The following is a 24,561-nucleotide window of genomic DNA, read 5'->3' on the forward strand; positions in this document are numbered from 1 at the left end:
GCCGCAAAACCGGGACAGGCTACCACATTAGGAGAGGGTTAAAAAGTATTTTAATCTAACCAGACTCGCTTATCGATTCCTCCTTGGCACGTTTTCAGGCGCGCAGCCCTTCCACAACCACCTCGGCCAGGTCCTTCACCCGGACCGCCCCCCCCTGCAGGTCTTTCAGGCCGTCCTCCATCATGGTCAGGCAGTAGGGGCAGCTGACGCAGATCGTGTCCGGTTTCTGCTGCAGGGCCTCCTTGACCCGATTCAGGTTGATCCTCTCGCCTTCCTGCTCCTCCTGCCACATTCGGCCGCCTCCGGCACCGCAGCAGAAGGAGCGCTCGGCGTTGCGGACGAATTCGGCGGGTGAAGCGCCGGTGGTGGTGGCCAGCACCTGCCGGGGCGCGCTATAGACGTCGTTGTGCCGTCCGAGGTAGCAGGAGTCGTGGAACAGCACCGTTCCGAACTGCGCCACCCGCTGCTTCAATTCCAGTTGTCCCGAAGCGAGCAGCCCGGCTAACAGTTCCGAGTGGTGCACTACTTCCAGTTCCATCCCGTACTGGCGGTAGTCATTCTTCAGGGTCGTAAAGCAGTGCGGGCACTGGGTGACGATCTTTTTCACACCGCGCTCGGCAAGGAGTTTGACGTTGTCCCGCGCGGTGCGGTCGAAGACGAACTCGTTGCCCAGGCGGCGCAGGCTATCGCCGCAGCAGCGTTCCTCCTTGCCCAGCGTCCCCCAGGAAACCCCGGCCGCGTCAAGGATGGTGGCCAGCGCCACCGTTACCTGCTTCTGCCGCGCATCGAAAGCGCCCGCGCAGCCGACGTAGAGCAGGTATTCGGTCTTTCCCTGCTCGAAGGGGCGCACCGGCAGGTTGGCGTGCCACTTGGTGCGCTCGGTCGGGGCGATCCCCCAGGGGTTGCTCCTGGCTTCGACGTTCTCGAAAAAGGCGGACAATTCTTCGGGGAAGGACGCCCTCATCTGCACCAGGTGACGGCGCATCTTGACGATCTTGGGCATGTGCTCGATGAGCACCGGACAGGCGTTCATGCAGGCGCCGCAGGTGGTGCAGGCCCAGATGGCGTCATCGCCCGCACTCCCCTCCCCCGGGCCCGTGTCGCTGGCATTGGCGAGGAGCGGCAGGGTCGGGGTCTCCCCCGCACGCAGCGAGGAGCCGTTGGCCAGGAGGTTGGTCTTCAGGGCATGGATTATCGATCTGGGGTTGAGGGATTTGCCGGTCGCGGCGGCGGGGCAGGCTTCCTGGCAGCGGCCGCACTCGGTGCAGGAGAAGGAATCGAAGAGGTCCTTCCAGGTGAACTCGTCCACCCGCCCCGCGCCGAAGCGCATCCCCCTGGCGAACTCTTCGCGCGGCTGGGTGTTGGGGCGTTCAAGCCCGGCAAAAAAACAGTTGGGAATGGCGGTGAGGATGTGCATGTGCTTGCTCTGCGGCAGGTAGGCGAGAAATGAGAGCAGCGCGAGGGCGTGCAGCCACCAGGACCAGGTCGCCACTGCGGTGGGATCTGTAGCCAGCGGCGCCGCCATAAGCGCGGCGATGGCGGCGGAGACCGGCATGGCGGTGGGGTCCTCCATGCCGATCATAATCCGGGCGGCGTGCAGGCCGAAGTAGGCCAGCATGAGGACAGCGATCAGGGAGAGGATCAGCAAGGCTTCGGGGCTGCGGGCCTTGACGTAGTCGCTGCTCAGGGAGGGCTCGGCGAAGAAGAGCCTGCGGGCGAAGGCGATGAGGACGCAGACCAGGGCAGCCAGGGAGACCAGGTCGAAGAGGAACAGCAGCGCGTGCTGGAGCGGCGCCGGGAGCGCGGCAAGGCCGGCCTGCGGCAGCACTCCGCTCACCACGAACTCGGCGTTGGCGGCGGCGAGGATGATGAAGGACCAGAAGATGACGAAATGGTTCATACCGAAGGGCTTGCCGAGCACCCGCTGCTGGCCGAAGGCGAGGCGGAGCATGCGCGCGAAACGGGTCCCCGGCGCGTCGAGCCGGTCCTCCGGCCGCCCCAGGGCGACCAGGCTGAACCGGCGGTAGCAACCGATGACAAAGGCTGATGCGGAGAGAATAAGGAGTAGCAGAAAGAGTTGTGGGTTAGGTGACATGGACAATCCTTAAAGGCATTTTTAACGCAAAGCCGCAAAGTCGCAAAGGTTGTGAAGACGAAACCCTGTAGAATTAGTTTTTGAAAGTCTCAATGCCGCCTCTCTGTTGCGAGACTCAGAGCAATTTATAGCCGTGGTTCTCTTTGCGGCTTTGCGGCTTTGCGTTAACAAACGGTTTGGTCTTCTAACCGTTGCTACAGGCGGCTGTTTCCGGCGCCTTCTGCTTCAGGCTCCTCAGGCGCTCGGTGAGGGCCGGGACGACCTGGAACAGATCGCCGACGATGCCGAGATGGGCGACCTCGAAAATTGGGGCATCGGGATCGCGGTTGATGGCAATGATCAGGTCGGAGTCCTGCATACCGACCAGGTGCTGAATAGCGCCGCTGATGCCGCAGGCGATGTAGATCTTGGGACGCACGGTCTTGCCGGTCTGCCCTACCTGCCGCTCGTGCGGCATCCACCCCGCGTCCACCGCGCTACGCGAGGCGCCGACGACGCCGCCCAACTCGTCGGCCAACTCCTGCAGCAGCACGAAGTTCTCCTTGCCCATCATGCCGCGCCCGCCGGAGACGATGAACTCCGCGCCGGCAACATCGACGTGGTCCCTGTTCCGGTCCGAGACCACCGCCAGCACCTTGGTGAGCATCTCTTCTTCCTTTACGCCGCTGGCGACCCTGATGACAGGCCCGCTCTTCCCCTCGACGCGCTCGGGCAGGGGCATGACGTGAGGACGGACCGTGGCCATCTGGGGACGGAACTTGTCGCACATGATGGTGGCCATGATGTTGCCGCCGAAGGCGGGACGGGTCTGCATCAGGTTGCGCCGGTCATCGATGCCGAGCCCGGTGCAGTCGGCGGTGAGCCCGGTGCCCACCACGGTCGCCACCGCTCCGGCCAGGTCCCGTCCCAGCCCGGTCGCACCCATGAGCACGATCTCGGGCTGGTAGTTTTCGATCAGCCGGCAGACCGCCTTCAGGTAGGCCTCGGTGCGGTAGTGCCGGAACACGGGTTCGTCCACGAGGTAAGCCTGGTCGGCGCCGTAGCAGAAGGAGTGGTAACAAAGCTCCTCGACGTGCGAGCCGATCACGACGGCGGAGAGAGGCACGCCGAGGGTGTCGGCCAACTCCCTCCCCTTACCCATCAACTCCCAGGAGACCCGGGCCGGCTCGCCTTCGGTCTGCTCCACGAAAACCCACACGCCGCGGTAGGCGGCGAGCTTCGCGGCAAGGGCACGGGCTTCCGGGTCGCCGTCTTCGGCGTCGGCGCCGCTCTCCCGGGCCAGTTGCTCCAGTATCCGCTTTTCTTCCTCGGTGAAGACCACCTCCAGCGCCTGGGCGGGACAGACCTTGACGCACTTCACACAGCCGATGCATTGCGCCACGACGATTTCGGGCTCGCCGCTCCCGCTCATCTCCACGGCGTCGACCGGGCAGGCGCTTTCGCAGCGCCCGCCGCAGGCGATGCAGCGTCCTTCGATCAGCCGCGCCTTCCCCCGCGGTCGTTTCACCCCTACCTTCGCCTCGCTCATCTTGTCTCCTATACGACCAGCAGATCCCTGCTCACAAGTTTGTCGACCAGCAGATGGGCGGCCCCTGCCGGGTCGGCGACGCCATCACCCACGATCTCGCCTTTTTCCCGTTGCGGTGAGAAGATCCGGCTCACCCAGGTCGGGGAGCCTTTGAGGCCGATGCCGTTTTGGTCCAGCTGCAGTTCCTGGTTGCTCCAGACCTGCACCGTTGCCTGCTCGGACTCCAGCCTCATGGGAACGGTCGGATAGCGGGGACGGTTCAGTTCGCGCACCACGGTGAGCAGCACGGGAAGCGGCGCCTCCACGGTCTCGTGGCGCCCTTCCAGCTTGCGCCGCACGGTAATCCTCCCCTGGAAGGGATCGAACTTCTCGACCCGGTCCACCAGGGTGAGCTGGGTATAGCCCAGGCGGGTGGCGATGCCGGGTCCGACCTGGGCGGTGTCGCCGTCGATGGTCTGCTTGCCGCAGATGACGATGCCCACCTGCTCCTGCCGGTTCAGCCTGTCGATCGCCTCGGAGAGCACACGGCTGGTGGCCAGGGTGTCCGCCCCGCCGAAGGCGCGGTCGGAGAGGAGGATCGCCTCATCCACCCCGAGGGCCAGCGCCTTCTTCAGCGTCGCCTCGGCATTGGGAGGCCCCATGGAAATGGCGGCGACGCGGAAGCCGAAGCGGTCCTTGAGCCTCAGTGCCTCTTCCAGGGCGTGGGTGTCGTACGGGTTGACGATGAAGGGGATCCCCTCGCGCACCAGGGTGTTGGTGACCGGGTCGATCTGTACCTGGGTGGTGTCCGGCACCTGTTTGATGCAGACTACGACTAGCATTGCCAGCTCCGTTGACGTTGACGTAAGATGCGAAACGTGGTCAAAAAAAATTCTGCTGCTTCTTCTGCCGCAAACGTCCACATCCCCTCTCCCTCTGGGAGAGGGCAGGGTGAGGGGACTCGGCAGGTAACAAACATCCCTCACCCGCCCTTCGGGCACCCTCTCCCAGGGGGAGAGGGGACTGGTGGACTGGCACCCTCTCCCGGAGGGAGAGGGTACTAGGGGGAAATCTCGACTATAAGGAGAATGGTGTTGTTACACCGGCTTTACCTTCGGGATGAAAATCTGCTCCGGGTCGAGCACTTCGTGGATGTAGTGCAGCTCCTCCCTGGTGGGGGGAAGGGTTTCGCCGCTGACCCGGCTGATGTCGAGGTCGAACTGGCACATGTCCCGGATCTGCTCCGGGGTGTTGCCCGCGTGGCAGGTGTCGAGGTAGATGCGCCCGCTTTCTTCGTCGAAGCGGAAGACGCCGAGCGTGGAGATGACCGCCGAGGGGCCGCCGCGGTAGGCCGCGCCGTAGAGTTCGCGCCGGTGCACCGTCTCGCCGCCGGGCCAGTTGCGCACCCGCCAGCCGGGGCTGGTGATGTAGCTGACCTGCTCGGTGAAGCGGCGCTTCTCGTGCACCATGATGAAAACGGTGCGTTTCGCGAAGGAGTTGATGTCGGGGTTGCCGCCGCTGCCGGTGAGGCGCAGTTCGGGGCTCAGGTAATCGCCGATGCAGGTGGTGTTGACGTTGCCGTACTGGTCCACCTCGGCGCCGCCCAAAAAGCCCAGGTCGACGTAGCCGCGCTGCGCGATGCTGAAGGCGTCATGCAGGCCGGAGGAGCGCGAGGCGCCCATCTCGCAGCGGGCATCGCCGACCGAGGTGGGGATCTCGGGGGGGCGGCCGTCCAGCGTCCCGGCCTCGAAGATCAGCTTGAGGTTGGGCGCGTGGGTCTTTTGCGCCAGCATGATGGCCACCATGGGGAGCCCCGTGCCGGCGAAGACGATCTCGTTGTCCTGCACTTCGCGGGAGGCGGCGCAGCAGAGGAGGTCGGCCAGCCCGTATTCTTCCGGTTTCGCGAACTCTTTGTTCATGTCACTGCCCCCTTTTCACGCCGGTGCTGTACTTGAGGGCGGTGTTCGCCTTCAGGTTGAGCATCTTCGGCCATCCGAGTTTCTCGAGGTAGCCCAGGTGGTCCAGGCCGTGAATCCATTCCTTGGCGAAGTCGTCGAACCCTTCCTGGGTCCTGGTCCTGCCGTAGAAGTCCTTGAGGAAGGCGCCGTCCACATCGTAGCGGCCGAACATGCCGGTGGGGTGGGCGCCGAAGGGGACCTCGAGGATGTGATCGACCTCGAAGCTGGTGATGGTATTCAGGTCGCTGTCGCGCCGAAGGTACTCTTCAGGGACGATCTCCTCCGCCATGACGATGGTGACGTCGGCCGCCCTGGCCACCTCGGGATCGGAGTAGAACTGGCCGTTGACCCGCACCGTCCCCTCCTCCCCCACCTGCTGCACGCAGAGGATGGCAACGTCGACCTTGGCGGCGGGGACCATGACCTGGGCGCCGGCGCCGAAGAAGGGGTCCTCGGTGAAGCGGTACTTGTGAAGGGGGATGCGCCTGCCGTCGCGGAGCCCGGCGTTGCCGAGCGTGTCGTAGGCGGGGTTGTGGATATCGGTGCCCAGCGAGGTCTGGGTCACGGCGTAGGGGGCGCCGGAAGCGGCCGCGCTGAAGCGGAACAGCATCTCGGCGTGGCTGTAATCCTCGACCAGGATCTCCTTGTTGCCGACCTTCCTGGAGAGGTTGGCGCCGTACTTGCCGTAGAGTTCGTGGCCGACCCAGCACGACTCCCAGATGTCGACGCATCCGGCGCCCACCAGGAACTCGGTCTGCGGGCCGCCGTTCACCTCGATGAGGTGGAGCCCCTTCCTCCGTTGCCTGATCAGTTCGTAGACCAGCGCGAAGGGGCGCCGCCAGATGGTGAAGCCGGAAAAGGTCAGGCTGGAGCCGTTCTTCACGATCTCGGCCGCCTGCTGCAACGTGATCCGCTTGCCGCTACTCATGCGTCCCTCCACTAAGACAGATTAAGATTAAGAGTGAGATTGAGTTAAGGCTTAAGGCAAAGACTCTTCTTAATCTTAATCTCAGTCTCCCTGTGCTTTTGGTTACCCGATGTTCTTCAGGATTTCCCGGGCGATGATGACGCGCTGGATTTCGCTGGTTCCCTCGTAGATGGAGGTGATCCTGACGTCGCGGGCATAGCGCTCGACGGGGAAGTCCGCGGTGTAGCCGTAGCCGCCCAGCATCTGGACGGCGTTGTAGCAGGCACGGTTGGCGGCCTCGGTGGCGAAGAGCTTGGCCATGGACGCCTCCTTGGCGAAGGGACGACCGCTCTCCTTGCGGAAGGCGGCGTTCATGAGCAGCAGGCGCGCCGCCTCCAGTTCGGTATAGCTGTCGGCGATCTTCCACTGGGTGGCCTGGAAGCTGCTGATCTTCTGCCCGAACTGCACCCTTTCCGTGCTGTACCTAGTGGCGTAGTCCATGGCGGCCAAGCCGATACCGAGCGCCAGGGAGCCGATGCCGATCCTCCCGCCGCCCAACTCGGCGACGGCGATCCGGAAACCGTCGTTCAGCTTCCCCATCAGCGCGTCCTTGGGGATGCGGCAGTTGTCGAAGACCAGTTCGTTGGTGGCGGAGGCATGCTGGCCGGTCTTTTCCTCCTGCTTGCCGATGACGAGGCCCGGCGTCCCCTGCTCCACGAGGAAGCAGCTGATCCCCTTCCCTTTGGGCGCCTCCTTGTCGGTGACCGCCCAGACCACGAAGACGCCGGCGTAGGGCGCGCTGGTGATGAAGATCTTGGAGCCGTTCAGCACCCAGCTGTCACCGTCGAGGACCGCGGTGGTGGTCATGCCGGCGGGATCGGAACCCGCGCCGGTCTCGGTGAGGGCGAAGCTCCCGGCGGCGTAGGCGCCGGAGCAGATGCGCGGGATGTACTTCTCCTTCTGCTCCTGCGACCCGATGGCCTGGATCACCTCGCAGACCATGTTGTTCACCGAGACGGTGACCGCGGTGGAGGCGCAGGCGCGGGCGATCTCGGTCATGGCGACGCTGAAAGCGACCACGCCGGCCTCGGACCCGCCATATTCCCCCTGGACATTGAGCCCCATGAAGCCCAGTTCCGCCAGCTTTTTCAGGTTGGCCAGAAAGGCGGGATGGTCCCCTTCCCGGTCCAGCTTGGGCGCAAGGGGTTCCAGCACGGAACGGGCAAAGTTGCGGGCAGTTTCCTGGATCAGCTTCTGTTCTTCAGTCAGTTCGAGAAACATCGGTGTCTCCCTCTTAGTCAATCGGTTACGTTTCGCATTTTCCTGCTGAGCGAACTGCCCCCCTCCCTACCCCTCCCCCTCCGGGGGCGGGAAGCTTATACCCTCTCCCTCTGGGAGAGGGCTAGGGTGAGGGTGTTGCCAAGAGCAATTACCTGCAGCCGGCAAAGCCCTCACCCGCCCTTCGGGCACCCTCTCCCGGAGGGAGAGGGGACTCGTGAGGGGACTCGGGACAGGACTAGCGGAAAGTCCGCGACTCATCAGGATCGGTTACAGCCTTATCGCGCGCACTTGGCGGTGAAGGCGGGGACGAACTGCATCACGTCGGCCACCACCAGGACGTCGGCGATCTCGCCTATGGGTGCGTCCTTGTCCTTGTTGATGGCCACGATGAAGTCGGCCTTCTTCATACCCGCCAGGTGCTGGATGGCGCCGCTGATGCCGCAGGCGACGTAGAGCTTGGGGCTCACCGTCTGGCCGGTGGTCCCGACCTGGTGGCTGTGATCGACCCAGCCGGCGTCGACCACCGGGCGGCTCGCGCCGAGTTCGCCCCCCAGGGCGCTGGCCAGCGCCGCGATGACGGGGACGTTGTCCTTCTTGCCCACACCGCGGCCTGCGCTCACGATGATCTCCGCCTTGCTCAGATCGACCCCCTTCTGCTCGGCGGCTTCGTATCCCACGAACTCGATGGCGGAGGCGGTGCCGGAGAGTTCCAGTCGTTCCAGTTGCGGCGCACCCTGGGGTTCGCCGGACGGGCTGAAGGCACCGGCCTGGATGGTGAGGACCGCAAGGGGACAGGCACCTGACGGAGCCAGTCCCCCTTTAGGCGTCACGGTCCGGCGCAGCTTGGCGTTGCAGGCATTCACCTCGTAGGCCCCATCGTTGAGCGCCACGATCTCCGAGACTTGGCCGGCCTTCAGGGCGACCGCGACGCGCGGGGCGAGGTCCCAGCCGTAGGAGGAATGGACGAAGACGATGCAGTCCGGGTTCTCCTTCTCGACCGCCTGCAGCACCAGCTGCTTGTGCAGGTCCGGGTTGTACTCGCCGTACTTGCCGGCATCGGCCAGGTAGAGCCTGCCCTCGTATTTGGGGAGGTCGGCATCGCTTCCCACCAGCAGCATGACGCTGTCAGCGCCGAGACGGTCGGCGAAGGCCTTGAGTTCGTAGGTGGTGTCGAGGAGCTTCCCCTGCCGGTATTCGCCTATCAGTAACGCTTTCATGGTCTCCTCCTATCTGAGCACCGCAGTCTTTTCTTTCAGGATCCCCATCAGACGGTCCACCTGGATGCCGATCTCCCCTTCCAGCACGAGGCCGCCCCCTTTCTTGGCGGGGGGGTAGATCGCCGCGGTGGCGGTCAGTTCAGCCTCACCGGAGAGCTCGGCCGGCGTCAGGGATGCGATCTCTTTCTTCTTCGCCTTCATGATGTTGGGAAGCGTCGGGTAGCGCGGGGTGTTGAGCCCCAGCTGGCAGGTGACCAGCGCCGGGAGCTTCAGCTTGGCCACCCCCTTGATCCCGCCTTCCAGTTCCCTCTTGGCGGTGATGGTGCCGCCGTCATAGCTGAAGCCGACCAGGGTGGTGGCGCAGGCGATGCCGAGGAGTTCCGCCACGATGACGCCGACCTGCGCCGAGCCGCGGTCCTGGGACTGCATCCCGGTGAAGATGAGGTCGAACCCCTCCCCCTTGGCGTAGCTCGCAATCATGGAGGCGATCTGCCAGGGATCTTTCTGATAGTAGCGGTCGTCGCGGATGTGGACGGCGCGGTCCCCACCCATGGCAAGGGCCTTCTTGATCGCCTCAACCGTCCGCTCGGGGCCGATGGAGAGGACCGTGATCTCGGGCTCCCCGCCCAGTTGTTCCTTGAGCTGGACCGCCTGTTCCACCGCGTACTCGTCGTATTCGTTCATGCGGAAGGCGAGATCGCTCTCGTCGTACCAGGTCTTGTCGCCGTTGGGCCTGAAGCGGGACTCCATGTCCGGCACCTGTTTGATGCATACCAGTATCTTCATAACTTCCTCCTCTGGATTCTTTGCGGCGTCATGCCGACACACCTTCCGCCGCCGCGAGCCGCTCCTGTTCCGGCGCCGCCGGCTCGATTCTGCCGGCCACCTCGGCCAGGGCGGTGACGGCGGCCATGGTCAGTTCCGGTCCCGTCTTGCCTATTTCGAGCGGCGTCGCCAGCCGTTCCGCCACCACCTCGGCCAGGTCCCGCACCGCCAGTTTCCCTTCGCAATCACCGGTCTTGATGCCGTCCTCGAACATGGTCAGGCAGAAGGGGCAGTTGGATACGATGAGCGGGGCGCCGGTGGCCTCGGCCATTTTCACCCGCTGCACGTTGATCCGGCTCCCAAGCTTTTCCTCGGCCAGGATCCGGCCGCCGCCGGCGCCGCAGCAGAAGCTCTCCAGCCCGGAGCGCTGCATCTCGTTGATCCTGCCACCGGCGACGTGCAGCACGTTGCGCGGCTGCTCCATGATCCCCTGGTAGCGACCCAGGTAGCAGGAGTCGTGGTAGGTGTAGTCGAACTGGTGCGGTGCGAGTGCAAGGGTCCCTTCCCCGATCAGGCGGTTGATAAAGACGGTGTAGTGCTCCACCTCCACGTCGAGCCCGAGGTCGCGGTAATCGCGCCCGAGCGTGTTGAGGCAGTGGGGGCAGGTGGTGACGATCTTCTTCACGCCATACCCCTTGATCAGTTCGATGTTCTCCTGCGCGGTCATCTGGTACAGGTACTCGTTGCCCAGCTTGCGCAGCGGCTCGCCGCAGCAGCGTTCCTCCTTGCCCAGGATGCCGACGCTGACACCGGCCGCATCGCAGATCTTCACGAAGCTCTTGGCCACCTCCTGGTTTCTCTTGTCGAAGGAGGCGTAGCAGCCGACGAAGTAAAGGATGTCCGCCTCCTCCCCGTCGGAGAGGTGCCGTACCGGGAGGCCGTCGGCCCACTTGCCGCGCTCGGCGTAGGCCATGCCGAAGGGGTTGCCGTTGACCTCCACGTTGTTGGCCGCGACCATGACCTCCTCGCCGGGGAACTCACCCTGCATGAGCACCAGGTTGCGCCTCATCTCAATGACCTTGTTGACGTGCTCCACCTGTGCCGGACAGATTTCCTGGCAGGAGCGGCAGGTGGTGCAGGACCAGAGCGCGTCCCGCCCCACCGTCTCGATGAGGTCCGCCTGCGGCGCCGTGCACGCGGTCTCACCTATCTGCTGCACCACCTGCATCGGGGAGAGCGGTTTCTCCGTGTTGAAGGCGGGACAGCGGTCCTGGCAGCGCTTGCAGCTGGTGCAGGCGTCGGCGTCGAAGATGTCCTTCCAGGTGAGGTCGGCCACCTTGTCCACCCCGAAATGCTCCACCCCTTCGGCCTCCAGGTCGATGGTGTCGATGCTCCCCTTGGGCCTGAGATCGACGAAGAGGTAGTTGGCGGGGGTGGTCATGAGGTGACGGAACTTGGTCCAGGGGATGGCGGCGATGAAGCCGGTGACCAGCAGGAAATGGCACCACCACCAGAGCCGGTGCAACTCCTTGAGGGACTGCAGGTCGAGGGCGGCGAACTGCCCGGCGACGAAGAGCCCTACCGGCGAGAAGCGAGCCAGGTCCGGGTTCTGACGCAGTTCCGTGGCGGCCATGCGCACCCCTTCCGCGAAGAAGCCGGTGACGATGATGGCGGATAACAGGCCGTGCATCAGGTAATCGTCGCGGGTGATCTTGAGCCCCTCCGGCCGCGCCACGAAGCGCCGCAGGGCGAGGCCGAAGAGGGTAAAGAGCGCGGCCAGCCCGGCCAGGTCCAGCACCAGCGAGTATCCCTTGTAGAAGCTGCCGGTGAGAATCTTGATGCCGAAGAGCGGCTGCGAGAAATCGGCCTGGGCCATTACGAAAAGCGTCCCGATGAAGAGGACCACGAAGCCCCAGAAGAACAGTGCGTGCGGGATGCCGGGGCCGGCGACGCGCAGCACCCTGGTCTGGCCGAACAGGTTGCCGGCCATCAGCGTGATCCGCTCGCGCAGGTTGTCCAGGCGGTTTATCGCTTTCCCCTGCCGGTACACCTCGACCCGCTTCCAGCACCCGTAGGCACAGGCGGCGAAGGCCATCAGCGTGACGAGGTACATCGGGAGCACCACGCCGTGCCCTACGTTCCAATAGATTTCCCTGGTAGCTTCCATAAATCACTCCTGCGTGTTGACCGATGCCGATTGCCCCTGCCCGGCTTCCACCCACCCAGCCTCCCCCCTCCTGGGGGAGGAGTTACGCGAGCAGCATCTTCGAGATGACCACGCGCTGCACCTCGTTGGTCCCTTCGTAGATCTCGGTGATCTTGGCGTCGCGGAACATGCGCTCGACCTCGTAGTCGCAGATGAAGCCGTAGCCGCCGTGGATCTGGATCGCCTCCTTGGTGACGTAGGTGGCCGCCTCGGAAGCGAGCATCTTGCACATCGCCGACTCGGCCGTGTAGTTCTTCTTGGCGTCCTTGAGGCAGGCGGCCTTGTAGGTCATCAGCTTGCTGGTCTCGATGCGGGTGTACATGTCGGCGAGCTTGAACTGGACCGCCTGCAGCTCGCAGATGGGATGGTCGAACTGCTTGCGCTCCTTGGAGTAGGCCAGCGCCCGCTCGAAGGCCCCTTCGGCGATGCCGAGCGCCTGCGAGGCGATGCCGATGCGCCCGCCGTTCAGGGTGTCCATGGCGATCTTGAAGCCCTGCCCTTCCTGCCCCAAGAGGTTCTCGGCCGGGATGCGCACGCCGTCCAGGGCGAAGGCGGTGGTGTAGCTGCCGCGGATGCCGAGCTTGTTCTCGTTCTTGAGGATCTCCACTCCCGGGGAGTTGAGGTCGATGATGAAGGCGGAGACGCCCCTGTGCTTCAGGCTCTTGTCCGAGGTTGCGAAGAGGACGCCGGTGCCGCGGTAGCCGCCGTTGGTGATGAAGATCTTGGAGCCGTTGATGACGAACTCGTCCCCTTCGCGGCGGTAGGTGGTGGAGATGGCCCCGGCATCGCTGCCGGCATCAGGTTCGGTGAGGAGGAAGCAGCCGATCACCTTGCCGGTGTTCAGCGCCGGGAGCCACTTCTTCTTCTGGGCCTCGGTGCCGAAGGTGTAGATCGGGCCGCAGGCGAGCGAGGTGTGCGCCGAGATGAGCACGCCGCTGGAGCCGCAGGCCTTGGAGACCTCCTCGACCACGATGGCGTAGGAGAGCATGTCGAGCCCGGCGCCGTCGTACTCCTCGGGGAAGTAGCTGCCCAGGAAACCCATCTCCGCCATCTTGTTGACCAGCGAGTCCGGGATCATGTGCTCCTCGTCGATCTTCATCGCGATCGGCTTGATCTCCTTCTCCACGAACTCGCGCACCGAATCCCTCAATACCTTGTGGTCCTGGCTCAATTCGAAATCCATTGCATCCTCCTATTTGGTTACCCGGTCAGGGAACGATTCCTTTCTAGTCTTCCCCCTCTCCCTCTGGGAGAGGGGCAGGGGTGAGGGGAGCACCACCAGCGATTGCTCGGGCAATCAGCAGCGCCCTCACCCGGCCTTCGGCCACCCTCTCCCAGAGGGAGAGGGGACCTGACGCGCCCACCTATTTGCCCTGGAACTGCGCCTTGCGCTTCTCCACGAAGGCGCTCATCCCTTCTTTTTGGTCCGCGGTGGCGAAGAGAACCCCGAAGAGGGAGCTCTCGTAGCGGAAGCCGTCCTCCTTGGTCATGTTGAGACCGTTGACGATGGCGTTCTTGGCGTAGCCGACGCCGAGGCTGCCGTTTTTGGCTATCTCCCGCGCCAGGTCCAGGGCCTTCGCCGCAAGCTCCGCCTGCGCGACCACCTCGTTGACCACACCCCAGGCGAGGGCCTTCTGCGCGTTGATCATCCTGCCGCTATAGATGAGCTCCTTGGCCCGGTTGGGGCCGATAAGACGGGCGAGGTTCTGGGTGCCGCCGAATCCGGGGATGATGCCCAGGGTTACCTCGGGGAAGCCGAGCTTGGCGTTGTCGGAGGCGTAGATGACGTCGCAGGCGAGCGCCAGTTCCAGGCCGCCTCCCAGGGCGTAGCCGTTGACCGCGGCGATGACCGGCTTGGTCATCTTCTCCATGAAGAGCATGACCCGCTGCCCCTGGAGGGCGAAACGGTGCCCCTCGAAGGAGTTCATCTCGGCCATCTCTTTTATGTCGGCGCCGGCGACGAAGGCCTTTTCTCCTGCCCCGGTGAGGATGACGACACTCACGCCGGCATCCTGCTCCAGCTTGTAGAGGGTGCACTCCAGTTCGCCGAGCACCTGGCTGTTCAGCGCGTTCAGGCTCCCCGGGCGGTTCACGGTGACGGTCGCCACACCTTCGGCGATCTCGCAAAGGATGTTCTGGTTTTCCATGATGATCGCTCCCCCCGGGCCCTAGCCCTGATAGTCGTAGAATCCCTTGCCCGACTTCTTGCCGAGATACCCGGCGTTGACCATGTTCACCAGGAGCGGACAGGGGCGGTACTTGGGATCCTTGAAACCGTCGTGCAGGACGTTACAGATGGCGAGCACGGTATCGAGGCCGATGAAGTCGGCCAGGACCAGCGGCCCCATGGGCTGGTTGGTGCCCAGCTTCATCCCCTTGTCGATATCCTCGGCGGTGGCGATCCCCTCGTAGAGGGCGAAGATCGCCTCGTTGATCATCGGAATCAGCACCCGGTTGACGATGAAGCCGGGGTAGTCGTTGGCGACCGCCATCTCCTTGCCCAGGCGCGCGACCAGGGCGCCGATGGCCTGGAAGGTCTCCTCGCTGGTGCCCAGGCCGCGGATCACTTCGACCAGCTGCATGATCGGCACCGGGTTCATGAAGTGCATGCCGATCACCTTGTCCGGCCGCCTGGTGCAGGCCGCGATGCGGGTGATGGAGATGGAGGAGGTGTTGGAGGCGAGGATGGCCTCTTCCGCCACGATCTCGTCCAGCTTCTTGAAGAGCTCGAACTTGAGGTTCTCGTTTTCGGTCGCCGCCTCCACCACCAGGTCGCACTGGGCAAAGTCCTTGAGCTCCTTGGTGGCAGTGATGCGGGCCATGATCCCTTCGATGCTGGTGGTGAAGATGACCCCTTTCCTCGCCTGGCGCTCCAGGTTCTGTTCGATGGACTTGAGTGCCTTGTCCAGTTGAGCCTGGGAAATGTCGTAGAGCAGAACCTGGTACGCATGCTGGGCAAAGACATGGGCGATACCACTCCCCATCTGGCCGGCCCCTATGACGCCTACTACCTTGAACATGTCATCCTCCTATCAAAACTTGGATTCTTGAAGTGCGGGTCAAACCCTCTCGAATACTACCGCGACTGCCTCGCCTCCGCCGATGCAAAGGGTGGCGAGCCCGTAGCGGGCGTTGCGCCGGTGCAGTTCGCGCACCACCGTCGCCGCCAGCCTGCCGCCGCTGGCGCCGATGGGATGGCCGATGGCGCAGGCGCCGCCGTTCACGTTCACCTTCTCCGGGTCCAGGTTCAGATCCTTGATGGCGATCATGGCGACAAGGGCGAAGGCTTCGTTCACCTCGAAAAGGTCGATGTCTTTGGTCTTCAGGCCCGCCTTGGCGCAGGCGACCTCGATGGCCCCGACCGGCGCCTCGGTGTAGCGCTCGGGATGGAGGCTGCAGGTGGCATGGGCGACGATGCGCGCCTTGGGCTTCAGGTTGAGGCGCTTCACCGCGTCGGCGCCGGCCAGCAGCGAGAAGGCCGCACCGTCGTTGATGGTGGAGGCGTTGGCGGCGGTGATGGTGCCGTCTTTCCTGAAGACCGGCTTCAGGGCGGGGAGCTTGGCGAAGTCCACCTTGAAAGGCTCCTCGTCCTCGGCCACGGTCACCTCGCCGCCGCGCCCCTTTTTCAGCACCGGCACGATCTCGTCCTTGAAGATACCGCCGCGGACCGCTTCCTGGGCCCGGGTGTAGGAGCGGATGGTGAACTGGTCCTGGGCCTCGCGGGAAAGGGCGTGCCGCGCGGCAGCCTCTTCGGCGATGTCGCCCATGTGCCGACCGGAGTACGGGTCCTGCAGGCCGTCGTAGATCATCAGGTCGGTGAGCTCGCCGTGCCCCATGCGGTAGCCGTAGCGCGCCTTCTTCAGTACGAAGGGGGCGAGCGACATGTTCTCCATCCCTCCCGCGATAACCACCTCGGAATCACCCAGCATGATGGAACCTGCGCCGAGCATGATCGACTTCAAGCCGCTGCCGCAGACCTTGTTGATGGTGAGCGCGTGCGCGGCGTCGGGGATGCCGGCGTAGCGCATGGCCTGGCGGGCGGGAGCCTGCCCGACCCCGGCGCCGAGAACCTGGCCGGCGATGACCTCGTCGACCTGGGCCGGATTGAGATCGGCCCGCTCCAGGAGCGCCTTGATCACGGTCCCCCCCAGCACGGGCGCTTCAACGTCGGACAACGCGCCGCCAAAAGAGCCAAAGGGGGTTCTCAGCGATTCCACTACGAAGACGTCTTGCATCGTTTCCTCCCGGTGATGATGTGTTGACTACAACTTTATCTATCGTTTACGTTAAAGTCAAGCAAAAGTATAACAAGATTCTAAATTCATGATCTTATTGTACCCTAACACCCGAGCCGCCGCAGCAGGGTGCGGAAAAAGCACCAACCGCCATGCCACAAACATGCGTAAATACAAAAAAATATCAACTTAACCACAAAAAAGGGGCTCGACATGACGAGCCCCACCGTAAAACAAAAATTGTTTTCCACGTTTACACAAAGGCGATATCGTCGGGCAGATCCGTGATTTTCACCCCACCATCCGGCGCCACAGCAAACGTGTTTTCGATACCTATAACGCCCAAACCGGGGAGCACGAACTTGGGTTCAATGGCGATGGTCTGGCCAGCACGGAGTTGGGACTTGAATCCCTGGGCCAGCACGGGGAACTCGTCCAGTTCGAGCCCCACCCCGTGTCCGACGAACTTGGCATTCTCGCCAGGCGCCCCCATGAAGTTGCGCGCAAGTCCGGCGCTTTCCGCGATATCCGCGGCCTGGGCGAAAAGATCCTCGCACACCGCGCCCGGCTTCAGGTTCTCGGTCAGGTGCTGCTGGATCCGCAGCGAGGTGTCGAAGGCCCGCTGCAGCTCGGGCGCGAGCCGACCCACCACGAACATGCGGGTCATGTCCACGATGTAGCCGTTGAAGACCCCGGTATAGTCCACCAGCACCGGTACGTTGGCCTCGATGGCATCGGTCGAGGCGCCATGGGGTGAGGCGTTGGAGAGCCCACGGCCGGTGACCGCGCCATCGAAGAAACCGGGATTGCCGGCGCCGGCGCTGACCGCCAGCCCCTGGAACAACTCCTGGTTGTAGGCGCGCATGCGCACGAACCCTTCTCCTCCCGCTTTGCGCAGACGGTATTCGAACTCGGCGGCGAGGTCCAACTCGCGCATCCCCTCTTTCAGGAAACCGGGCACCTCCTTGAACACACCGCACAGCCTGGCGCCGCTTTCGCGCATCCGCTCCAGCTCCAGCTCGGACTTTACGCTACGCAGTTCCCGGTTCAGGGGGGAGACATCCACGAACTCCACCCCGGGAAGTAGCTTCGCGTAGTACTGGTACTGCTGCACCGGCGCCACGTCGAAGGTGAAGCCGATCCGCTTTGCCTTGGGCGGGAACTGGGAAGCGAACTCCTTACTGGAGGGAAAGGGGCGCGTGTCGTCGATGACGCTTTCGGCCTGGGCCCGGAAGTAGCTTTTGCGCACCATCAGGCGCGGCTTCCCTTCCGCGGGCACGAACAGCGCGGAGTTCTGGCGCGTGCCGGAAAAGTAGTAGATGTCGATGGGATAGATGAACAGGGCGCCGTCGATGCCTTGTCCCCTCAGTCCATCCTGCAGCCGGGCTATCCTTTGCTCCGATTCGGTCTTGGTCAGCATGCGCTCCCCCAGTCGTTGTGATAGGCGATCTCCGCCAGGTCCTTGCGAGGCCGGGCCTTGGGCTCCTGGTCCGGGTAGCCCAGCGGCGTCACGCCCACGACCCGTATCCCGTCCGGGATGCCGAGCGACTCCTTCAGGGTCCGCTCGTCGAAGAGCCCCATCCAGCAGGTGCCAAGGCCGAGGCCATGCGCGGCCAGGCAGATGTGCTCGAAGGCGATGGCAGTGTCGGCGACGTAGTACTCGATGCCATTCTCGACCCCGGACTGAGCCGGATCGGCGCAGACGACGATGGTCACCGGCGCCTGCGTGAGCGCCTTCTTGCCGGGGTTGTCATCGGGGAAAGCGTCGAGCAGCGCGCTTCGTTTGCCGCCCGCCGAGAGCACCAGGAAGCGCCAGCACTGCATGTTCTTCCACGAAGGGGCCAAGCGCCCCGCATCGAGCACTTGGCTCACCTTGTCCCACTCCACCGGGGTGTCGCGGTACTTCCTGATGCTGCGTCTGTCGTTTATGGCTTGAAAGACATCCACGGTTTGTCCTCCTCGTTCTTGCTCGTTGTCTCTTCTGCTGCTGATTCCGGAAGCGATGCTTCCCCCTCCCTGTCCCTCCCCCTCCGGGGGAGGGAACCAGCGGGCGTCCGGTTAGAAGGTTGCAGCGACTAAAAAAGTCCCCCCTCCCCTCGCGGGAGGGGGTTAGGGGGTGGGGGCAGGTGCCACATTTGCGGTCATGGCAAGGTCACCCCCCCCTGCCCCCTCCCGCCTTTACGGGACGAAGCGCTTCGGCGCGCAGGCCCGTCAAGGGAGGGGGAGATCTGAAAACTGGCGCCGGCGCGGGAGCTTTCCGCTACATGTTGCGCCGGTACTCGCCGCCCACCTCGTAGAGGGCCCGGGTGATCTGCCCCAGCGAGGCGCACTGCACCGTCTCCATCAGTTCGGCGAAGATGTTGCCGCCGCTCACCGCCGTATCCTGGAGCCGCTTCAGGGCAAGCGGCGCCTCGTCCTTGTGCCGCTCCTGGAAGGCGCGCAGGTTCCTGATCTGCTGCTCCTTCTCCTCGACGGTGGCACGGGCCAACTCTCCCGGGATCTGGTAACCCTCCTCGCCCGCGCGCGGGTTGAGGAAGGTGTTGACGCCGATGATGGGGAGCTCGCCGGAGTGCTTTCTCGCCTCGTAGAGCATGGACTCGTCCTGGATCTTGCTGCGCTGGTACTGGGTCTCCATCGCCCCCAGCACGCCGCCGCGCTGGTCGATCCTCTCGAACTCGGCCAGGACCGCCTCCTCCACCAGGTCGGTCAGCTCGTCGATGATGAAGGCACCCTGGAGGGGATTCTCGTTCTTGGCCAGCCCAAGCTCCTTGGTGATGATCATCTGCACGGCCATGGCCCGGCGCACCGACTCCTCCGACGGCGTGGTGACCGCCTCGTCGTAGGCGTTGGTGTGCAGCGAATTGCAGTTGTCGTAGAGGGCCATCAGGGCCTGCAGCGTGGTGCGGATGTCGTTGAAATCCATCTCCTGGGCATGCAGCGACCGGCCGCTGGTCTGGATGTGGTACTTGAGCTTTTGGCTGCGGTCGTTGGCGCCGTACTTCTCCCGCATCACCACAGCCCAGATGCGCCGGGCCACGCGGCCGATCACGGTGTACTCGGGGTCGAGGCCGTTGCTGAAGAAGAAGGAGAGGTTCGGCGCGAAGTCGTCGATGTGCATGCCCCGCGACAGGTAGTACTCGACGTAGGTGAAGCCGTTGGAGAGCGTGAAGGCGAGCTGCGAGATGGGGTTGGCCCCGGCCTCGGCGATGTGGTAGCCGCTGATGGAGACCGAGTAGTAGTTGCGCACCTGCTGCTCGATGAAGTACTGCTGGATGTCCCCCATCATCCTGAGTGCGAATTCGGTGGAGAAGATGCAGGTGTTCTGCCCCTGGTCCTCCTTGAGGATGTCGGCCTGGACGGTACCGCGCACGGTCTGCAGGGTGCGGGCCTTCAGCTCGGCGAACTCCGCGGCCAACGGCTCGCGCCCCTGCACGGTCTTGAACTGGGCCAACTGCTGCCTGATGGCCGCGTTGAAGAAGAAGGCCAGCATGATGGGCGCCGGGCCGTTGATGGTGATGGAGACGCTGGTCGAAGGGGCGCAGAGGTCGAAGCCGGCGTAGAGCTTCTCCATGTCCTCGACGGTACAGATGGAGACCCCGCTCTCGCCCACCTTGCCGTAGATGTCGGGCGGGTAATCCGGATCCTCGCCGTAAAGGGTCACGCTGTCGAAGGCCGTTGAGAGGCGCTTGGCGCCGTCGTCCTGGCAGAGATAATGGAAGCGCCGGTTGGTCCGCTCCGGGGTCCCCTCACCGGCGAACTGACGCTTGGGGTCCTCCTCGGCGCGCTTGAAGGGGAAGACGCCAGCGGTGAACGGGAAGAAGCCGGGGAGGTTCTCCTTCATGGACCACTTGACGATCTCCCCCCAGTCCTGGTAGTCGGGGAGGCAGACCTTGGGAATCTTCGTCCCGGAAAGGGACGTGGTGTAGAGCTCGGTGCGGATCTCCTTGTCGCGCACGCGGGTGACCTGGGCGTCCTGGCGGTAGCACTCCTTGAGCGACTTCCAGCCGTCGATGATGCGCCGCGGCTCCTCCTGCAGCTTCGCGGAAAAGGCTCCCATCAGTTGCTCCAGCTCGGCGATGGCCCCCTCACCCTTGACCGCGGCCCTGGCCCCGGAAAGCTGGAACAGGGTGCGCGCGACACCGGCCTGCTCCTCCACATCCTTGCGGTAGCCGCGCACGGCCTGCACGATCTCCCCCAGGTAGTGCACCCGGTCGGGCGGGATGATGTACTGCTTCAGGCTCTCGCGTTCGGTGACCTCCAGGCGGGAGTTCCACCCCACGTCCTTCTTCTCGTTGACCCGGTCCAAAAGGGCCCGGTAGAGCACGTTGGTGCCGGGATCGTTGAATTGCGAGGCGATGGTGCCGTAGACCGGGAGTTCCGCATCCGGTATCTCGAAGAGGTTGCGGTTGCGGCGGTACTGCTTGCGCACGTTGCGCAGCGCGTCCTCGGCCCCCTTGCGCTCGAACTTGTTGAGCGCCACCAGGTCGGCGAAATCGAGCATGTCGATCTTCTCGAGCTGCGTCGGGGCGCCGAACTCGCAGGTCATCACGTAGAGCGAGACGTCGCAGATCTCCACCACCCCGGCATCCCCCTGCCCGATCCCCGAGGTCTCCACGATGACCAGGTCGAAGCCGGAGGCGCGCACCACGTCGAGGGCGTCGCGTATCGCCGCCGACAGCTCCGAGCGGGAATCGCGGGTGGCCAGGGAACGCATGTAGATGCGGTCGCTGTTGATGGAGTTCATCCTGATCCGGTCGCCCAACAGCGCCCCGCCGGTACGCTGCCGGGACGGGTCCACCGCCAGGATGGCCACGCTCTTCTCCGGGAAGTCCCTGATGAAGCGGCGCACCAGTTCGTCGGTGAGCGAGCTTTTCCCGGCCCCGCCGGTCCCGGTCACCCCGACCACCGGGACGTCGCGCCCCATGGCCCGGATCCGGTCCCGTACCGCCCCGTACCCCTCGCTTTGGTCGTGGACCGCCTGCTCGGCCAGGGTGATCAGCGTGTTGACGGCGCGGATGTCGCGCTCCTTGAGCCGCTCGATCTCCCGGTCGGTGTCGCGCTGCGGGGTGAAGTCGCACAGCTCCAGCATGTGGTTGATCATCCCCTGCAGCCCCATGCGCCTGCCGTCCTCGGGGGAGAAGATCTTGCTCACGCCGTACGACTCGATCTCGCGGACCTCCTCCGGGACGATCACGCCGCCGCCCCCTCCGAAGACCCTGATGTGGTCGGCGCCGCGCTCGCGGAGCAGGTCGCAGATGTACTTGAAGAACGGGACATGCCCCCCCTGGTAGCAGCTCACCGCGATACCCTGGGCGTCCTCCTGGATGGCGGCGGTGACGATGGCGTCCACGGAGCGGTTGTGTCCCAGGTGGATCACCTCCGCGCCCGAGGCCTGGAGCATCCGCCGGATGATGTTGGTGGCGGCGTCGTGCCCGTCGAAGAGACTGGTCGCGGTGACGAATCGTACCTTGAGTCTGGAGCGATAAGGCTCCGCAGCGGCTATGTGCATGTCGTTCCTCCTTGCGGGGTGGTCTTTACGGCTAATCGGTTTTCAAGGTGAACTCCCAGGCGCACCAGAACTCTTCGGGGTGCGGGTCGGGAGGGCAGGCAATGCAGCGGGTGGTGATGCGCGGGTCGATGGTCCGGGCGAACTCCGAGTATTCGACGATGCCCACCGACTTGCAGGGGTGGTCCGCGAGCCCCTTGCGCTTCCGGGCGGACTGCACGCGGCAGTCGAGCATGCGGAACACGGCCCGGGTGTCGCTCACCTCGATGCATTCCTGGAGGTTCAAGCGGGCGTAGAAGCGGTGTTTGAGGCACTCCACCAGGGCGGGGATGCCGCCGCCCGGCTTCATGGAGAGCCGCTCCATGATGCGCTTCGCCTCGATGACCGTGAACAGGCGCCACGCGTCGGTGTCGATGTCCACCGCCACGTCCATGCCGTACTTTTGCTCCAGCGACTGGAACCAGACCCCGTCGTGGGCGAGCCAGTTCTTGGCGTCGTCGACGATGATCCTGACCAGTTCCTCCTTGCTGAGCGAGTAGAGGAGTTGGATCCCCTCGTCCCCCGCCGGCGGCTCAACGGCCGCTATTTCCTGCAGGTTGTTAGCGTGTGTCACGGGTTCACCTCCTTGTCGGTTGTATATCGAAGCTGTCCCCTGCTGTCCCTCCCGGAGGGGCGCTGGCATGCGGCTCTATAGGAAGGAGAGCAGCGGGAATCTTTCCCCCTCCCTGTCCCTCCCCCTCCGGGGCGGGGACGCGTTCGCGCCCGTTCCCCGGAGGCAGAAGACAACTCGCCTGGCTGGTGAAAGCCAGCGGCCCCTCCCCCCGGAGGGGGGAGGTCGGGAGGGGGGGCCGGTTTGGTGTAAAGAGCTAGTGGTCGGCCGCCTTGGCGATGCCGATGCCGGTATTCTGGCGCACGTCGATCTCGTCGAACATCTCCTCGGCGCGACGCTCCCTGAAGAGCAGACAACCGAAGAAGGCGGCCAGGAAGCCCAGCGGCACCGAGACGATGCCCGGGTTCTTGAGCGGGAAGATCGGGGCGTCCAGCCCGACCATGGACTTGCCGTCCTTGTTCTTCACGTACTCCGCACGCGACTTCTCCAGGGCCTGCAGTTCCTTCTCGGCCAGCACCGCACCACCCGCCTGCTTCTTCTCCAGGGTCTCCACCACCTTCTTGGCGTCGGCAGCGACCTTCTTGGGATAGGTCATCACCGGGGAAACCATGACCAGGGCCAGGGCGGAGACGGTCCCCACCACCAGGCCGGAGACGATGCCCGCCGTGTTGAACTTGCGCCAGAACAGGGAGAACATGATCACCGGGAAGTTGCCGGAAGCCGCGACCGCAAACGCCAGCGCCACCAGGGCCACCACGTTCTCCTTCTCCGCCATGAGCCCCATCACGATGGCCGAGGTGCCCACGAAGAGAGAGGTGATGCGCGCCACCTTCACCTGCAGCTGCTGGTCCGCCTTGCCGTCCTTGATGATGTTGACGTAGACGTCGTGGGCGATGGCGGCGGAGGCGGCCAGCACCAGGCCGGAGACCACGGCGAGGATGGTCGCGAAGGCGACCGCGCAGATGAAGGCGAGGAAGATGTCGCCGCCGAGGCTCCCCGGGCCGCCGCCCATGTGCTGGGCCAGGAGCAGGGTAGCCATGTTGCCCCCCTTGTCCACGGCGGAGATCGCCTGCGGGGTGAGGTAGAGCGCGGCGCCGAAGCCGATCACGCTGATCATGAAGAAGAAGCTGGAGTTGAGGAAGAGCGCCACGATGATGGATTTGCGCGCATCTTTGGCGCTGGGAACGGTGAAGAAGCGCATCAGGATGTGCGGCAGCCCCGCGGCGCCCAGCGCCCAGGCGAGGCCCAGCGAGATCTGGTCCAGGGGATTCTTCAGGAACAGGCCGGGCTCCAGGAACCTCTGCCCGTAGTCGACCCCGGGTTTCGCGATGACGTCCTTCAGCACGTTCATGCGCACGTGCTCCTGGATGGCGCTGTTACTGACCACGTCGGTGAAGAAGCCGACCGGGTTGAAGCCGGCCTTGATGGCGACCAGCAGGCACAGGATGGTGGTGGCCCCCATAAGGAGCGACGCCTTGATGATCTGCACCCAGGTGGTGGCCTTCATGCCGCCGAAGACGACGTAGGCGACCATGAGCGCGCCGACGCCGATAACGGAGACGCGGTAGGGGATGTTCAGGAGCATCTGCATCAGCTTGCCGGCGCCGACCATCTGGGCGATCAGGTAGAAGATGGAGACCGTCACCGTGGAGAGCGCCGCCACGCCGCGCACCACCTTGGGCGAACTTCTGAAGGAAAGGATGTCCCCCAGCGTGTATTTGCCGGCGTTGCGGCAGGGCTCGGCGATCACCAGCAGGATGGCGATGAAGGAGAACATCGGTCCCACGGCGTACATGAAGCCGTCGATGCCGTAGAGCGAGATGAGCCCCGACATCCCCAGGAAGGAGGCGGCGGACATGTAGTCCCCGGCGATGGCCCAGCCGTTCTGGAAGCCGGTGATACCGCCGCCGGCGGTGTAGAAATCCGCGGCGGTCTGCGTCTTCTTGGCGGCCCAGACTACGACCCCCATGGTGACGGCGATGATCAGGGCGAACATGCCGATGGTGATGCCGCGGTTGGGCGTGATCTTGGCCGGTGCGCCGCCCCCCTTGGCCGGCGCGGTGGCGGCCTTGGCGGCAACGCCCGCGGCGGGAACCGCCGTCTGAGTGGCTGCGGCAGCGGCAGGTGCGGCGGCCTGAGAAACTGCGGCAGTGGCTGATGCGGCGGCCTGGGGAGCCGCGGCGGTGGCGGACGGCTGGGCGCAGACGGCGGCCACGCCGAACATCGATAGCGACAGTGCTACGGTTAAAGCGGCGATCCTCTTTTTCATACCTG

General features: G+C 64.5%; 18 protein-coding genes. All 18 read right to left on the reverse strand.

Features of this window, described 5'->3' with window-relative positions; translation table 11 throughout:
• Window positions 1-94: 94 nt before the first annotated feature.
• Window positions 95-2,095, reverse strand: a complete 2,001-nt coding sequence (locus tag H7687_RS09590; protein WP_183346821.1) for a (Fe-S)-binding protein — start codon at window positions 2,093-2,095, stop codon at window positions 95-97.
• 184 nt (window positions 2,096-2,279) lie between these two features.
• Complete coding sequence (locus H7687_RS09595) at window positions 2,280-3,623, reverse strand: FAD-binding protein (protein WP_183346822.1); 1,344 nt, start codon at window positions 3,621-3,623, stop codon at window positions 2,280-2,282.
• Between the two features lie 8 nt (window positions 3,624-3,631).
• Window positions 3,632-4,444, reverse strand: coding sequence for an electron transfer flavoprotein subunit beta/FixA family protein (locus tag H7687_RS09600; RefSeq protein WP_183346823.1), 813 nt, complete (start codon window positions 4,442-4,444; stop codon window positions 3,632-3,634).
• A gap of 255 nt (window positions 4,445-4,699) precedes the next feature.
• Window positions 4,700-5,521, reverse strand: a complete 822-nt coding sequence (locus H7687_RS09605; protein ID WP_183346824.1) for a CoA-transferase subunit beta — start codon at window positions 5,519-5,521, stop codon at window positions 4,700-4,702.
• A gap of 1 nt (window position 5,522) precedes the next feature.
• Window positions 5,523-6,488 (reverse strand): CoA transferase subunit A, encoded by a 966-nt coding sequence (locus H7687_RS09610; RefSeq protein WP_183346825.1) that lies wholly within the window; start codon window positions 6,486-6,488, stop codon window positions 5,523-5,525.
• 102 nt (window positions 6,489-6,590) lie between these two features.
• Complete coding sequence (locus tag H7687_RS09615; RefSeq protein WP_183346826.1) at window positions 6,591-7,748, reverse strand: acyl-CoA dehydrogenase family protein; 1,158 nt, start codon at window positions 7,746-7,748, stop codon at window positions 6,591-6,593.
• Window positions 7,749-8,023: 275 nt separating this feature from the next.
• Window positions 8,024-8,965, reverse strand: coding sequence for an electron transfer flavoprotein subunit alpha/FixB family protein (locus H7687_RS09620; RefSeq protein WP_183346827.1), 942 nt, complete (start codon window positions 8,963-8,965; stop codon window positions 8,024-8,026).
• A 9-nt stretch (window positions 8,966-8,974) separates the two neighbouring features.
• Window positions 8,975-9,751, reverse strand: a complete 777-nt coding sequence (locus tag H7687_RS09625) for an electron transfer flavoprotein subunit beta/FixA family protein (protein ID WP_183346828.1) — start codon at window positions 9,749-9,751, stop codon at window positions 8,975-8,977.
• A gap of 28 nt (window positions 9,752-9,779) precedes the next feature.
• On the reverse strand, window positions 9,780-11,897 hold the full coding sequence (locus H7687_RS09630; protein ID WP_183346829.1) for a heterodisulfide reductase-related iron-sulfur binding cluster: 2,118 nt from the start codon (window positions 11,895-11,897) through the stop codon (window positions 9,780-9,782).
• An 82-nt stretch (window positions 11,898-11,979) separates the two neighbouring features.
• The gene (locus H7687_RS09635; protein ID WP_183346830.1) at window positions 11,980-13,119 is read right to left on the reverse strand and encodes an acyl-CoA dehydrogenase; all 1,140 of its coding nucleotides are present in this window, start codon (window positions 13,117-13,119) and stop codon (window positions 11,980-11,982) included.
• A 181-nt stretch (window positions 13,120-13,300) separates the two neighbouring features.
• The gene (locus H7687_RS09640; RefSeq protein WP_183346831.1) at window positions 13,301-14,083 is read right to left on the reverse strand and encodes an enoyl-CoA hydratase/isomerase family protein; all 783 of its coding nucleotides are present in this window, start codon (window positions 14,081-14,083) and stop codon (window positions 13,301-13,303) included.
• Window positions 14,084-14,104: 21 nt separating this feature from the next.
• On the reverse strand, window positions 14,105-14,956 hold the full coding sequence (locus H7687_RS09645; RefSeq protein WP_183346832.1) for a 3-hydroxybutyryl-CoA dehydrogenase: 852 nt from the start codon (window positions 14,954-14,956) through the stop codon (window positions 14,105-14,107).
• Window positions 14,957-14,995: 39 nt separating this feature from the next.
• Window positions 14,996-16,171, reverse strand: a complete 1,176-nt coding sequence (locus H7687_RS09650; protein ID WP_183346833.1) for a thiolase family protein — start codon at window positions 16,169-16,171, stop codon at window positions 14,996-14,998.
• 253 nt (window positions 16,172-16,424) lie between these two features.
• Window positions 16,425-17,591 (reverse strand): M24 family metallopeptidase, encoded by a 1,167-nt coding sequence (locus tag H7687_RS09655; protein WP_183346834.1) that lies wholly within the window; start codon window positions 17,589-17,591, stop codon window positions 16,425-16,427.
• A complete protein-coding gene (locus H7687_RS09660) occupies window positions 17,585-18,118 on the reverse strand; it encodes a nitroreductase family protein (RefSeq protein WP_183346835.1) in 534 nt (177 codons plus the stop codon). Before H7687_RS09660 ends, H7687_RS09655 begins: the two co-directional genes overlap by 7 nt.
• 313 nt (window positions 18,119-18,431) lie before the next feature.
• Complete coding sequence (icmF, locus tag H7687_RS09665) at window positions 18,432-21,680, reverse strand: fused isobutyryl-CoA mutase/GTPase IcmF (RefSeq protein ID WP_183346836.1); 3,249 nt, start codon at window positions 21,678-21,680, stop codon at window positions 18,432-18,434.
• A 31-nt stretch (window positions 21,681-21,711) separates the two neighbouring features.
• A complete protein-coding gene (locus tag H7687_RS09670) occupies window positions 21,712-22,290 on the reverse strand; it encodes a DUF6125 family protein (RefSeq protein ID WP_183346837.1) in 579 nt (192 codons plus the stop codon).
• Between the two features lie 253 nt (window positions 22,291-22,543).
• Window positions 22,544-24,556 carry a solute symporter family protein gene (locus tag H7687_RS09675; RefSeq protein WP_183346838.1) on the reverse strand — a complete coding sequence of 671 codons (2,013 nt, stop codon included), beginning with the start codon at window positions 24,554-24,556 and terminating at the stop codon, window positions 22,544-22,546.
• Window positions 24,557-24,561 lie beyond the last annotated feature (5 nt).

The organism is Geomonas paludis (assembly GCF_014193585.1).
Taxonomy (GTDB): domain Bacteria; phylum Desulfobacterota; class Desulfuromonadia; order Geobacterales; family Geobacteraceae; genus Geomonas; species Geomonas paludis.